Origin of the sequence: Virgibacillus chiguensis, from assembly GCF_900129865.1 — a bacterium.
GTDB lineage: Bacteria > Bacillota > Bacilli > Bacillales > Amphibacillaceae > Virgibacillus > Virgibacillus chiguensis.
In genome coordinates, this window is sequence record NZ_FQXD01000017.1 from 54,798 (window position 1) to 68,239 (window position 13,442).

General features: G+C 37.3%; 12 protein-coding genes, 1 rRNA gene and 1 pseudogene. 10 read left to right on the forward strand and 4 right to left on the reverse strand.

Annotation, left to right across the window (positions count from 1 at the left end; translation table 11 throughout):
- The first annotated feature begins 4 nt into the window (after positions 1–4).
- From BUB45_RS16095 to BUB45_RS16105, 3 genes are all read left to right on the forward strand, one after another.
- A complete protein-coding gene (locus BUB45_RS16095; RefSeq protein WP_073012056.1) occupies positions 5–1,918 on the forward strand; it encodes a vWA domain-containing protein in 1,914 nt (637 codons plus the stop codon).
- A gap of 648 nt (positions 1,919–2,566) precedes the next feature.
- Complete coding sequence (locus BUB45_RS16100; RefSeq protein WP_244527751.1) at positions 2,567–3,058, forward strand: hypothetical protein; 492 nt, start codon at positions 2,567–2,569, stop codon at positions 3,056–3,058.
- Positions 3,058–4,377 (forward strand): efflux RND transporter periplasmic adaptor subunit, encoded by a 1,320-nt coding sequence (locus tag BUB45_RS16105; protein ID WP_073012061.1) that lies wholly within the window; start codon positions 3,058–3,060, stop codon positions 4,375–4,377. The genes BUB45_RS16100 and BUB45_RS16105 overlap by 1 nt, the downstream gene beginning before the upstream one ends.
- 71 nt (positions 4,378–4,448) lie before the next feature.
- Here the strand turns inward: BUB45_RS16105 and BUB45_RS16110 are convergent.
- Positions 4,449–4,727 (reverse strand): annotated as a pseudogene (locus tag BUB45_RS16110) (YihY/virulence factor BrkB family protein); the annotation flags it as partial.
- A 209-nt stretch (positions 4,728–4,936) separates the two neighbouring features.
- On the opposite strand from BUB45_RS16110, the gene BUB45_RS16115 reads away from it, so the two are divergent.
- Positions 4,937–5,389 carry a DUF948 domain-containing protein gene (locus tag BUB45_RS16115; RefSeq protein ID WP_073012064.1) on the forward strand — a complete coding sequence of 151 codons (453 nt, stop codon included), beginning with the start codon at positions 4,937–4,939 and terminating at the stop codon, positions 5,387–5,389.
- A gap of 2 nt (positions 5,390–5,391) precedes the next feature.
- Entirely contained in the window at positions 5,392–5,805 is a 414-nt protein-coding gene (locus BUB45_RS16120; protein WP_244527752.1) for a DUF948 domain-containing protein, read from the forward strand.
- A 283-nt stretch (positions 5,806–6,088) separates the two neighbouring features.
- Here the strand turns inward: BUB45_RS16120 and BUB45_RS16125 are convergent, their stop codons facing one another.
- Positions 6,089–6,529, reverse strand: a complete 441-nt coding sequence (locus BUB45_RS16125; RefSeq protein WP_073012069.1) for a DUF948 domain-containing protein — start codon at positions 6,527–6,529, stop codon at positions 6,089–6,091.
- Positions 6,530–6,968: 439 nt separating this feature from the next.
- Between BUB45_RS16125 and cwlD the strand changes: the two genes are divergently transcribed.
- Positions 6,969–7,709, forward strand: coding sequence for an N-acetylmuramoyl-L-alanine amidase CwlD (cwlD, locus tag BUB45_RS16130; protein ID WP_073012072.1), 741 nt, complete (start codon positions 6,969–6,971; stop codon positions 7,707–7,709).
- 128 nt (positions 7,710–7,837) lie between these two features.
- Entirely contained in the window at positions 7,838–8,896 is a 1,059-nt protein-coding gene (locus BUB45_RS16135; protein WP_073012076.1) for an Mrp/NBP35 family ATP-binding protein, read from the forward strand.
- A gap of 292 nt (positions 8,897–9,188) precedes the next feature.
- Here BUB45_RS16135 and gerD read toward each other — a convergent pair whose 3' ends face one another.
- Positions 9,189–9,827, reverse strand: coding sequence for a spore germination lipoprotein GerD (gerD, locus tag BUB45_RS16140; protein WP_073012079.1), 639 nt, complete (start codon positions 9,825–9,827; stop codon positions 9,189–9,191).
- A 224-nt stretch (positions 9,828–10,051) separates the two neighbouring features.
- On the opposite strand from gerD, the gene BUB45_RS16145 reads away from it, so the two are divergent.
- The gene (locus BUB45_RS16145; RefSeq protein WP_073012082.1) at positions 10,052–10,690 is read left to right on the forward strand and encodes a KinB-signaling pathway activation protein; all 639 of its coding nucleotides are present in this window, start codon (positions 10,052–10,054) and stop codon (positions 10,688–10,690) included.
- A 234-nt stretch (positions 10,691–10,924) separates the two neighbouring features.
- Here BUB45_RS16145 and pdaB read toward each other — a convergent pair whose 3' ends face one another.
- Positions 10,925–11,683, reverse strand: a complete 759-nt coding sequence (gene pdaB / locus BUB45_RS16150; protein WP_073012085.1) for a polysaccharide deacetylase family sporulation protein PdaB — start codon at positions 11,681–11,683, stop codon at positions 10,925–10,927.
- 758 nt (positions 11,684–12,441) lie between these two features.
- On the opposite strand from pdaB, the gene BUB45_RS16160 reads away from it, so the two are divergent.
- Both BUB45_RS16160 and BUB45_RS16165 read left to right on the forward strand, forming a co-directional pair.
- The gene (locus BUB45_RS16160; protein WP_073012091.1) at positions 12,442–12,663 is read left to right on the forward strand and encodes a hypothetical protein; all 222 of its coding nucleotides are present in this window, start codon (positions 12,442–12,444) and stop codon (positions 12,661–12,663) included.
- 514 nt (positions 12,664–13,177) lie between these two features.
- Positions 13,178–13,442 (forward strand): 16S ribosomal RNA (locus tag BUB45_RS16165); the annotation flags it as partial.

Here is a 13,442-nt window from a genome sequence, read left to right on the forward strand (position 1 = left end):
AAGGATGTATCGATTTCATCATAACATCGTAGACACGCAATTATTCCGACAGTTACAAGATTTGTCTACGGTTCTATCTGGAGTTTCTGACCTTACATTCACGTATCGTTTTGGTTCTTATATTGATATCGTTGATCGGGAAGTAACAGCAAGCAGAATGTGGGATAAAGCAAAATTTGAATACCGAGTAGCTGGTTTGAAAACAGACGTATATTTACGAACAATTGGAACGCTATCCTACACGGATGTACGTGCTGTGCAACAATATGTGCAAGCTTTACATCGCTTTTCGTTACCTAAATTCGGCAGAAATTTATTTGCTTTATTAGAAGATATTCGGCTGGAGGAACAGATTAAACAGGAGCGCCCGGGTACGAAAAATGTCTTTTTACAAAGAAAAGCGTATTTAAAACATCAATTCGACAAAGATCGAGCAGCTCATGTAACGAGAGGGCTTGCGCTTGATGAATTATTTTGTCTAATCTACTTACGCCTGCAATCAGACGTTGCCGAGCCGGGTTTCCCGAGGGCAAGCGAAGAGCAACTGGTTCAACTTAAAAGGTTAGCTGCCAATTTATACGAAGTGTTTGAAGCAAAAAGCACGTCTGATATTGCTCGCATATGTGAGCAAATGCTACATGTATTATCAGAAACCAGTCATTACGACATGATTCATGATTATTTTGTCCTCCCCATCCGCCACGTCCATACGTCTGCAAAAAATACGTTATTTGATGAATTAACGCGAACGGACCCACTGGAAAATGACGATAAGGAAGAATTGGACGAAGACAAAAATGAATATATTGACGAAACTTTTTCGACATGGCATAGGGAAAATGAAAACAGTGATCGTAAACAAACCTTTCTGCAGTTTGAGTTAGAAGTGGGGACAAAAACGAATATGAAAGGGAATGGTGCGCGTGAGACCGAAGATGGCGATCAAGCAATGGGGACAATACAAGGTGCTGCTGGGCAAACAAAAAATAAGGATTATTCTGACCTAGAATCACTAGATAAACAAGAAAATAAACAAGGCCAACGTGCAGAAAATGTCTATGGGGAAGAGAATAAGGATGCGGTTAAGCTTCTAAAACAAGCGGATGCGCCAACTAAATCGGAAGTGGCGCTTTATGAAGCGTATGTAAAAGATGTGGAGCCGTATAAGCGAAAATTAGAGAATATATTAAAAAAGACCATTGAACATAAACAAAATGCACCGAGGACGAATATAATGGCTGGCCGCTTATCGAGAAAGCTGTTACCAATTGTGCTTGATGAAAAGCCACGCATTTTCTACAAAAAGAATGAGAAATCGAAGGAATTTGATGCCGTTTTTACGCTGCTCATTGATTGTTCAGCATCGATGCAAGGGAAAATGGAGGAAACGAAGCGAGGCGTTACACTGTTTCATGAGGTATTAAAAGCTTTTCAAATTCCTCATTCTATTATTGGCTTCTGGGAAGATGCAATGGAAGTTAAAGAGCATTATCAGCCAAACTATTTCCATGTTATTCATGCTTTTACTGATTCGTTTTATGAACGTAATGGTCCTAAAATTATGCAGCTTGAACCGCAAGAGGATAATCGAGATGGCTTTAGCATTCGTGTGGCGACAGAGGAGCTCGCAGTAAGACGGGAAAAGAATAAGTTTTTACTTGTCTTTTCAGATGGGGAGCCAGCTGCTGCGAATTATAATCAAAATGGTATTGTTGATACAAATTTAGCGGTCATGGAGGCTAGGAAGCAAGGAATTGAAGTAATTGGAACGTTTCTTGCTGATGGAGAAATAGGTGAACTAGAGGATCATTTTATGCAAAATATTTATGGAAGAGAAAGGATTCTTGTTCCCAATGTAGCTGAGCTGCCAGAACATTTTGCACCACTTATGAAGAAGCTGTTGTTAAAAGCACTTTAAGGTATTGGAATGAAATGTGCTGTATTGTCAAAATTTGTACTAGGTCGTTTCACCAAGCCTCACTATAGAGACGTCGTTAAAATGAGAGTTGTTCTCAAGTAAGTTTTGAGGCAACTCTTTTTTAAGCCAGTTTATTGACAGAAGGATAGTCAATACATCAAGTAATTTAAAAAAGAAAACTAATTTTCTATAGGCACATAGCCAAAAATTAACAAAAGTAATAGATTTTTATCTCATTGTGCGTTAAAATTGAAGCAATATTTCTACATTTAATGCATGATAGTTGTTAAAAAATAAGCATAATATGCAGTTTAATAGCATAAAAAGAAGCTCTTCGACGAAGGATAAGCTAATTTTTTTAACACTATAGGAAAGAAAGTATAACAATTTTGGTTTATAAAATAAGAAAACTCCACTAAATAAATTGGAGAAAAGCTACGTTTTTTTAAAGAAGGGTTGTGGAAGATGTCGTACCAGAACAATGTGTTTAAATTTTTCTTTTCGATGGAAAATCACTTCGAGCATATCAAACATGCGGAAAGAATTCGGAACTTTTGGCGTGGTCTTTCCCTGTTATTTTTTTGTAGCATTCTTATATATGGATTCATGGCATATTTAGGCTTGGGAACGGATATCCTTTCATCAAATATGATAAAAGTAACGCCGTTGGAATATGAGCAACAGAAGTTTTGGTTTATGGTGGGAAGAATGGGATATGCTGCTTTACTTGCTGGATTTATTTTATTTGTACCATCCTTACTTTATTATGCAGTTACAGGAATACCTTATCGTAAAATAGTGGTTATGCAACAAGTCGTTTTAGTTGCCATGCTAATAGAACGATTAACATGGATTCCACTTGCTGTTTGGAACGGATTAGATTGGTATCTTTCCCCATTGTCGTTAGGTATTATTGCTTCTTATATTACCGAACAGGAGTATTTGATTTATTTTTTTGGCATGGTTTCGTTATTCCAAGTTTGGATAATCGGCTTTCAAGTAAAATATTTGCGGTATTTCACTGACATGAGAAAGCTTTGGTTATGGTTTATGGTGATTGGCTTGCATGTTTTTTTCTGGTCAATGGCTTCCGTGCTCGTATTTGCTGACCAATACTTACTAAATGGGTGGTTTCATTAATGTCAACGTTAAGAAGGCGATTACAATTAATTGGTGCAACTTTGTTCATCGGTGTGAATGTTTTATTAGTTTATACAGATGATGAGGAGAAGGTAGATCGTATAGCGTATGTTTCAGAGTGGACAGATGCTTCTCAAGCTAATCTGGAAAAAAAGCTACATACTACAGGAGTATTAACTTCTGCGGAGGAAAAGCCCGTGTATTTTGACTCGTCGACAGGCAGTTTTGAGGCTTTTAAAGTAAATGAAGGAGATGTGGTGAAGGCTGGCGATGCGCTATTCACCTATAAAGTTGACCACTATCAAACAGCTCTGGCAAAGTTGCTTGAGGAAAAAGTGCAATTGGAGGAAGAAGTAGCTGCTATTGAAAAAGCCATCTCGCAAATGTCCTCGTTGCAAATACCGGATATGGATACGGAGAGTGCGGGATTAGAATGGACGGAAGAAGAGTTGACAATTACAATTCCGCAAGACCCTGTTCAAGCTAAATTAATGAAGCAACAATTTTTATTGGAAAAAGAAACAGAAGTAGCCGAGAAGCAAATCACTTTAAAAAGTTTGGATAGTCAAATAACAGAACTGCAAGAAACTGGGGACACTATTACCGTCGATAGCCCGTATGAAGGGATCATAACGCAACTTTCAAAACAACTAACAGATCCCATTATTACAATTTCTAGTACACAGCTTCATGTAGAAGGCGAATTGACAGAATCAGAAAGAGTAGATGTGAAAAAAGATCTTTCTGCAAACCTAGAGGTAACAGAGTTAAAAGAATCTCTAACAGGAACCGTCGCCAAGGTGGGAGAGATGCCAAAGGAAAAAGCTACTGCAACAACATCCAGCCTCTATCCGATTATCATTAAATTAAACGAGTTCAATGAGGAACAAGGGGAGGCGGTAGAAAATGATGACGAGCGGGAAGGTGGGCAATCAGAAGGCAATCCATCCCTTCACCGTCATATAGAACAAAATCTGTTAGCAGGGTACCATGTGGATATAGATATTATAACGGAGACTTCAGAAGGAGCTACTGTATTGAAAGAAGATGCCATTATTCAACAACACGTGTGGAAAATGACAGAACTGGGTACTCTATTACGTCAAAAAATAAGTATTGGATTAAAAGAAGACTCCCGCGTGGAAATAACCTCTGATTTACAGGTAGGAGATAAAGTCGCTCTGCAACCAGGAAAACCATTTCGTTCAAATGCATCGTTTATAACGCCTTTAAAATGGGAGGCTGGTCTTAAGCCTACCGTTTCGCCCAAAGGTACGAATTGGTTGGAATTTTTCATATCGGGGATTATAAATAGATAGAGCTAGTTAGCATGAACAAAAGACTAGCTCTTGCTATTTAAAGTTTTCATATGGTTATGGAAAGTCTTGTCTTAGGATACTTGCTGTTCGTTTTCCACCCCTTTAGATCGTTTGTCGTTATATAGAACGTTAATAATGGCACCACTCAAAAAGATCATGCCTGTTAAGTAAAACCAGATGAGTAAAATAATAATACCACCAAGACTACCATAAGTTGCAGAGTAGTTACTAAAATTGCTAATATAGAAAGAGAATCCGAATGATATCAGTTGCCAAAGAACACTAGCTGTTATTGCTCCAGGTAGAATATGTTTCAAAGGGAGGCGCTTATTCGGAGCAAAACGGTATAATTTCTCCTTTATTTTTAAGTACCCTCTATCAACGTTAACTAATTTAGTTTATTAACAAAATAAGAAAGTAATCCATTAATGAAGGAAAACTACGGCATGAAGAAATAGGGACTAGTCCGATTCTTTGATTGTTGACAGCATAAAAACATATTGTGTTTCAATCTATATTGCTAGTGGTATAATCCATTATAAGAAAGGGGGATTTTTGCGTGTTAGACGTGTTATATTTGACATTATTAATGATAGCTGTGGCATTTGCATTGACAGTCGTTTTTATTGTTATTGTGTTACATCGTTTTACGAAGTTATTAAAGACGACCGGGAGTGCATTGGGACAAGTTGAAATAGATATGCAACAAACTATTCCAGAACTACATCATACATTAAAGCAAACACATGTAACAGTGGATGACATAGGGGAAAAATTGCAAGCGACAGATTCATTATTTACGACGGCTGATAATGTTGGGCGCTCCGTCCAAAATATGAATCAAACCGTGCAAAAAACAAAACCAATATGGAAAAAAGATCGGTTAGAAGAAGATATTGAACCTTATGTGGAAGGAATACGTTGGACAGCTGTAGCTTCTTATTTATATAAGCAATGGAAAGAAGAATATACGTCGAGAGGGTCTGACGATCAAACTAGAAAAGAGGGATAATGATGTTATTAGAGATAGGTGTCTTATTAATCGGTATTGCGTTTTTTATCGTAGCTATATTTGTATCTTATGCATTAAATAATTTAGCAGGCGTTCTTCGTGGCGTGGAAAAAACAGTTGAACAAGTACCTGAGCAGATGAATGCCATGGTAACAGAAACAACCGGATTGATTAAAGAAAGCAATTATACCTTAGAGGATATTAATGATAAAATGAAGCAGCTTAGTCCTTTATTTTATGTAGTGGGAGATGTGGGGAACGTGACGCGCAAATTTTCCGCTTCTCTTGTCAAAGTTACAGAATCTGTCAATGAAAAATCTGAGAATACCGCAGATGAAATGCAATCTAAAAGGTTATCCAATTCGTTTGGGAAGGTGTATTCTTGGATAAAAAATCGTAAGCAACAAAAACAATAATAAAACCCAAGAACAGCAGTTGATGCGATATGGAAATATATAAGCAAATAAACAGAGAAGAAAGGCAACGAATGAGTGTACAATAAAACCTCATGGCAGTTGTCTTTTTTGTGCTATAGGAAAGCTTGAGATTTTTTTGGTTTATAGTATACGCAAAACGACGGTGTTTTTCGCCAAAAAAAATTTGTCAATAAGTCAAGAAAAGACAATCATTTTGTTCTAAGTAAATGATTGTCTATAAAGATTTGGCGGTATAGCCAAGTTTCTCTAAGAAAGGGTAATGCTATTTCGAATTGTTGCTAGCTTGCTGTGGTTTACTTTGCTTTATCGCATAATAAGTTAACGTAGCAAGGCCGTAAATACCTTCTAAATGATGCTTCTTTGTAAAGTCGTTTCCTTCTGTTGATGAACCTTGTACTTTCATGATAGCATCGACTACTGTTGATGAAGCAGCCTTAGCAGCTCTTGAAGCATCTCCAACTAGATGGAAAATAGGTGTTAGCTCCTTCGCTTGTTGATTCAGTTCATGAAGTGTCTCATGCCCAGTGCTTATCGTGTCGGTAGCTTGGTTTGTAATTTCTTCTACTTGTTCTGGTAATTTATCTGTTGTTGTCTGTAGACTACGAAGCACACCTGCTAAGTGGAATAAAGGTTTCATTAATAGAATTGCGAGGATTAAGAAAGCAATCCCTAAGATAGTAACTCCAAGTCCTAACCAATCCATATGACTTTCTCCTTTCTTCTATTTCTCTCAGATAAAAGCTGTTGTGGGCTCTTGCCGAAAATTGGAATCCCGAGCTGGACAAGTTAAGTAAGTGGGAGATCACAGCATGTCAATCGGTATTTCTTTCCCTTAACAGTCAGTAGAAAGCAAATCGCCACTCATTGATATTTCGCTTTATGTATTTCTTTAATATACCACGAAAGATCGAATTGTAAACGAGCCCTAGATAATATTTCTAGTCATAGACATAAATGCAAGGCATGTCTCATAGATTAGAATAACATAAATTATTTACTAATAAAGATTGAAAAGCATGGACAAAGTATCTTTTCCTTTGTGCTCTGTTTTAGAACTATAGGGAGACTTAGTAGAGTCTGTTCTTCTTTTTGGATGGGAGTTGAATGAGCTGCATAATGGAATAAAAAAAGGGGGGAAGTATTTGAAGCGGAGGTATAAAATCGTATTATGGCTGGCGGGTGTTTTTATATTAGGTTACCTTATTCAGCTACCAATTAAAAATCAGCTATCACTTAATGTAGGATCTTCTTTTTCCTTACCCTTATCTGGAAAGACGATTGTAATTGATCCGGGACATGGAGGGCCTGATGGCGGAGCTGTTGGTAAGGATGATACACAGGAAAAGGATATTTCGCTAGAAGTCTCTAAGAAGTTGCAAAAGTATTTACAGCAAGTGGGAGCAATCGTGTATTTAACGCGAGAAACAGATAGGGATCTTGCTTCTGAGAATGTAAAAGGGTTATCGAAACGAAAATCAGAGGATATTCGAAATCGATTGTCGTTCATCAATGAACAAGAAGCAGATTTATTTATTTCTTTGCACTTAAATGCACTACCTTCAACCAAATGGAGAGGGGCACAAACATTTTATAACCCCCAAAAGGATGAAAATAAGCATTTGGCAGAAATGATTCAGGCAGAGTTTATTCGTAATTTAGAAAATACCAATCGTGCAGCTCTAGCCATTAACAATGTCTATTTACTAAAGTACGCAGAGACGCCTGGTGCACTTGTAGAAATAGGCTTTTTATCTAACGTTGAAGAGCGAGAATTATTAAAAGATACGGATTACCAACAGAAAGTAGCTGCGAGCATTTATAAAGGAATTTTGCGGTATGCTACGGAGGAAATAAAGGCAGAGGAAGGGGAGGATGAACTTTAATTACAAATAAGAGTCACCACTTTTTCGTACATACGGGCTTGTTTTAATTCAACAAGCCCATGAACTGAAGGATCGTCTGTTTTATGTTATACTGTCGATGTATGCATTTACAAAGGGATGGTGATTCAATGTTAACAAAGGAAGAAGTAATTCAACTGCTTAACTCTGTAAAAGATCCTTTTTTACATATATCGCTAGAAGAAACGGAAGGCGTAAAGGAAGTAAATATTAAAGAAGAAAAGAAACATGTAAGTGTAAAAGTCGCTATCGCAAAAACAAACACTGCTGAACAGATGCAACTGCAACAAGAAATTGTTGGGATTTTGAAGAAAAACGGAGCGACAACGGTTGGTTTACGATTTGAACAATTACCAGATGATGTGATTAAGAAATACCAACCTGCCGTTGAAAAGGAGCAAGAAGCTGCATTAATGGGTGGTAACAGCGGCACGAAATTTATCGCTGTTTCCAGTGGAAAAGGCGGTGTTGGTAAATCGACGGTAACGGTTAATTTAGCGATGTCGCTCATGCGTTTAGGGAAAAAAGTAGGCATTATTGATGCCGATATTTATGGATTTAGTGTTCCTGATATGATGGGCGTGGAGGAACGTCCAAAGGTTCGTGCTGAAAAAATTATTCCAGTGGAACGTTTTGGTGTAAAAGTTATTTCTATGGGATTTTTTGTAGAAGATAATTCACCAATTATTTGGCGTGGGCCGATGCTTGGAAAAATGTTAAATAGCTTCTTTAAGGAAGTGGAGTGGGGAGATCTCGATTATTTATTGCTTGATTTACCACCTGGAACGGGCGATATCGCAATGGACGTCCATGAATTACTCCCATCTTGTAAGGAAGTCGTCGTGACTACACCTCACCCTACAGCAGCATTTGTAGCCGCTCGTGCTGGCCAGATGGCGTTAAAAACGGAGCATGAAATTCTAGGTGTCATTGAGAATATGGCTTATTTTGAAAGTCAACTTACAGGCGAGAAAGAGTACGTGTTTGGACAAGGTGGTGGCAAGAAGTTGGCAGAAGTGTTAAAAACAAAAGTACTTGGCCAGTTGCCGTTGCAGCAGCCTTATGAAGAAGAGGACGTATTTGCTCCATCTATTTATCAGCAAGATCATCCAATTGGACAAGCTTATCATAAGATCGCTGCCAAAATAGTGGCACAATTAGAAGCGTGACAATTACATGACGTCTCGGGAATAGCGTGAGTGCCCCTGAGACGTCTTTTTGCACTAATAAAGCTTTAAAGGCTGATAGTATAAGAAAAACGACAGCGTCTTTCAGCTAGAAAAATCTCACAAGAAGTCAAGTTTTTCTAATACGGTTTGCTATTCGAGTTGTATTGGGCCATAAAAGGGGATACGTAATAGAAAAGTCGCAGACATCAAAACTTGGCTTTAAAGTTTACGCTTATACCTGTTATGACCGTGTGTCAAAGTTCGTGGTAGAAGCAGGATAGTGTTAGCCGTGTCAGCCACCACCATCTGATTCAGCTGTACCTCCATCGCTACCGCCTTCACCTTCTTCGTCTTTACTCTCTTCCTTTAATTGCTTTCCTTGCTTCTCAGCTGCTTTTAATAATGTCTCTTGCATTTTTTCTTGGAAAAGTGGTGTTTCTAGCGTTTGTTGAATCGTTTCTCCAAGATGCTCTCGAAATTGTTGGCTTTTTACTACTTGAAGCATTTGGTCTGTCATTTCTGGGTTTTGTAATAATTCAAGCATCTGTTTTTGGTAATCTGCATCATTCATTAGCCGCTTCATAAGCTTCATATGTTCTTCTTGCATTGATTTTGTATATTCTTTTACAAAGTCGGTATCTTGAAATAAGATCGTCCACATCTGTTTTCCTTTTTCTGATACGAGTGCCTCATTAATTGATTTTTTAACAACGTCAGAGTCCAGAACTAGCTCCTGTTTCAACTTTTCATCGGTCATTAATTCACGAATTGCCTTTTTACCCTCTTCCGTTTGTAATATATCAACAACCATTTTCTTTGTTGTATCATAATCTCCTTCTTTGTCCGAGGTATTTCCATCGGTACAGCCACTAATAACTATGAAAGAAACAATGGCAACGATGCCAATGATTTTGAATCGATTCGTCTTCAATTGGAAATCCTCCTTTCTTCTCTGTTTTAATGTGTGTGAATACCATGAAAAATATTCGTTTCGTAAGGAAAAACTGGTTACTTCATGGTAGAATACGGGAGGAGGGTTTTGTTGTAGATAAAGTGCTTCGTTCTCCATAAGGGGAGAGGATGTATATCTATAAAAACTTTGCGTGACGGTGAAAAATATAGACAGAAACGTTACATATATAGGGGGATGGGACGTTGAACACGAGAAAATTAGTCAATTTCTTTTTTAAAACATTGCTAATAGGTGGTTTAGCAGGGCTTATTACAAGCTTTTTTGTAAAAGCAGAAGACTACGCAGCTATTCTTAATCCAATGAATTGGATGGAGTTATTAGGGCTACTTATCTTTTTTATAGGGTTAGGCCTTGTATTTAGTGTAGTTAGTCAGACTGGTTTTTTTGCATACTTGTTTATTAATCGCTTTGGGCTAGGACTATTTCGTTCTTTTTGGCCAACCGTACAAGTACTTCTCATTGCATTTGTATTGTTTGATTTGATTTATTTTCCATATCAAGCTACAAAAGGGGAGGTGGCTATCTATTGGTATATGCTTATGGCTTTAGCTATATTAGTCTATGGCTGGATTGTTGCGACGATTAAAGCAAAGGAAACGAATAAGCAAGCATTTATTCCTGCTTTATTTCTAATGGTAGTGATAACAACGGTCGAATGGGTGCCAGGATTGCGGACGGAAGGTACGGATTATGCTTGGTTAATGATCATTCCGTTGTTAGCTTGTAACACATATCAATTGCTGGTACTTCATCGCATTAATCCGAGTAAGCCTCAAAAGCAGGATGTATCTAAAACAACTACGAAAAAAAAGAAGGCATAACTCGCTTTGGGCGAGATACAAGCTAGGATGCAATTTCGTAATATCCGTGTTGTAGGTGGCTACTTGTGCAAAAAACAGTGAAACAAAATAAAAATGCGCCGATCATTTTGTCGACGCATTTTTAATTTTTTACACTTTAGGAAGATATTACATTTTTAAGGTTTCATAAGTATAAGCAAAACTTATTTCTAATAAAAATAGCCAGAATGCTAGCCCAAATTCTTGAATTGGTAATTAGTCAACGAATTCAGTGCTAGCGTGTGCTTGATTTATTAGTTCAGTCATAGAAACAAACGAAAACCCTTTGTTTTTCAAGCCAGGTAGAATAGTTTCTAGCGCTTTCGCTGTATGTTTGACAGAATCAGAAGCATGTAGCAAAACAATATCTCCATTAGTGGCTTGTTTCATGACATCATCTACAATTGTATCTGAGCCAGGGTTTTTCCAATCGTTTGGATTCACGTTCCAGTGAATGACGTTATATCCCATATTCTCAGCTGTTTCAATAATTTCTTTATTAAAATGACCGTTAGGGGGCCGTAATAAACGTACATCTTCATACCCTAATTTACCAAAAACTTCTTGGGCTTTTTGCAAATCTTTTTTTACCGTGTCCAAGTCTCTATCCAAATAACTTTTATAGCGATAACCAAGCATTCCTAATTCATGTTTGTTTTCCGTGATTTTTTCAACAATAGACGGATGTCTTTCTGCCCACTCTCCACTTATAAAAAAAGTTGCTTGTACACCTTCTTCTTTTAGTTCTTTTAGAATATCATGAACGCGTTCTTCTCCCCAGCTAATATTAAAGGTTAGGGCAATATTATTTTCGTTTGCGTTTCCTTTTGACATAGCTGAAGGTTCCTTGTTGGAGAAAACCGTAAATTCCCCGTTCCACTCTAACCATAAAAATGTTGCTGTAAATAGAGCAAAAACAGCTACAGTTAACCACCGCTTCCACTTATTGAAACGCCATACATAAAAATGTTCCACAATCTTTCCTCCCTCTTAGCATTTTATTTTGCAGAATTGCGAAATAACACGCATAGTCCATTTATGGTTTATTTCCACTTTTGCTCCGCCACAAGTAAGGAATGTTCCAATTCCACAATACATGTGGTCTGTATTCGTGCTTGGCTCTGATGAAAATCGACGATAAGCCATTTGGCATTACAAGAAAGTAAACAGGTGAATGAATCTGCGTCATGGCGTTTCAGCATTTGCAGAAGTATGATGGCTTGTCCACGTAAAATGAAAAGGACGATGCAGGTTATATGTTATAAAAGAACATTACTAAAAGGTATGTAGTCATACGAGATTTAAGAACTCATTTATTTCAACTATGCAATAGTATAGAAATGAAAAGCCTATAATATTACGAGAGAAAGTTTCATAAAGACTGGCGATTAGCCACGTCTTTTAATAGAAAATACCTCAATACGTTTTTGTAGAAGTAGCTCCACTAAATGAGATTTATTTTAAGATTCGTAAGATATGCTAACTAATTTCAGGCATAATTTATTTTTGAAATAGGGCATTTAAAGCTTTTAGCCATCAGGATTATCCAGCATGTATCTTTCAAATCAGCTTCTCTGTTCAAATAAATTAGTAAAATATAGATTAAAAACCGACATAATTCGAGATGGTTTGCGAATAATTTTATATACCTGTTTGTATGATTTTAAAGGAGTAGGAAAGACTGAAAAACAGAAAACAACTAGAATTATAATAATGATGAAGGCGGTGCAAACATGTTAGGATTACTAATTAATAACATAGAGCAAAGGGAACTGGAATATTTAATCAGACGAGAGTTGGAAGAGCTATTAATGGATTTAGAGGATTCTCGAATAGATAAAATAGTAAAAGATTCTATGCGTGAAAGATACCAAATGTTGTTTCAGTTATTTCGCAGAGTAGCTAATGAAAAAGAGTGTTTGAAATACATGCCAAAAAAAACTTTAAATAATTAATAAGCGCTAAATAGAGTAGCTTCCTTTTCTGCTAGAGCATGTATGATTTAAATAGGCACTTCTAAATCAATAGAGGGTCTCTAATCGGCAGTAAATGAAGAGAAGAGATTCTCACTATATTATAAATGTATGGACGAGTGAGGCACTGTATGAGGTATAAGAAGGGTACACTGTGTAAGAATTAGGGGAAGTTTGTATATGTTAAAACAAAAAAATAGTTTTTCCTATTGCTATTTTAAAATATATATGCTATAGTAAATTCTGTTGTCATTAAAAGACAAATCAACAGAGAAAAACGAGAAAAATATTTTCAAAAAAACTGTTGACAATCACTTGAAAACATGATAAATTATATCTTGTCGCAAAAAACGACAGATAAAAAATCGCTCTTTGAAAACTGAACAAAACAACCAGTATGTCAAGGAAAAACAAACCCTGTTTTTTCTTGAGAAATAAACTGAGAGAAATCTCAGCAGCTAAGAATGATGAAGAACGGTGTTCATCATCACAAACTTTTATGGAGAGTTTGATCTTGGCTCAGGACGAACGCTGGCGGCGTGCCTAATACATGCAAGTCGAGCGCGGGAAGCAAACAGATCTCCTTCGGGAGTGACGTTTGTGGAACGAGCGGCGGACGGGTGAGTAACACGTGGGCAACCTACCTGTAAGACTGGGATAACTCCGGGAAACCGGGGCTAATACCGGATGAAACAAAGCGTCGCATGACGCAATGTTAAAAGGCGGCATATGCTGTCACTTACAGATGGGCCCGCGGCGCA

What these genes read in the sequence shown, in the direction of transcription:
- BUB45_RS16120 (WP_244527752.1), top strand. Translation starts at nt 5,392, where the DNA reads ATGTTATTAGAGATAGGTGTCTTATTAATCGGTATTGCGTTTTTTATC.
- BUB45_RS16100 (WP_244527751.1), top strand. Translation starts at nt 2,567, where the DNA reads ATGATAAAAGTAACGCCGTTGGAATATGAGCAACAGAAGTTTTGGTTT.
- BUB45_RS16160 (WP_073012091.1), top strand. Translation starts at nt 12,442, where the DNA reads ATGTTAGGATTACTAATTAATAACATAGAGCAAAGGGAACTGGAATAT.
- BUB45_RS16135 (WP_073012076.1), top strand. Translation starts at nt 7,838, where the DNA reads ATGTTAACAAAGGAAGAAGTAATTCAACTGCTTAACTCTGTAAAAGAT.
- BUB45_RS16095 (WP_073012056.1), top strand. Translation starts at nt 5, where the DNA reads ATGTATCGATTTCATCATAACATCGTAGACACGCAATTATTCCGACAG.
- BUB45_RS16125 (WP_073012069.1), bottom strand. Translation starts at nt 6,529, where the DNA reads ATGGATTGGTTAGGACTTGGAGTTACTATCTTAGGGATTGCTTTCTTA.
- BUB45_RS16105 (WP_073012061.1), top strand. Translation starts at nt 3,058, where the DNA reads ATGTCAACGTTAAGAAGGCGATTACAATTAATTGGTGCAACTTTGTTC.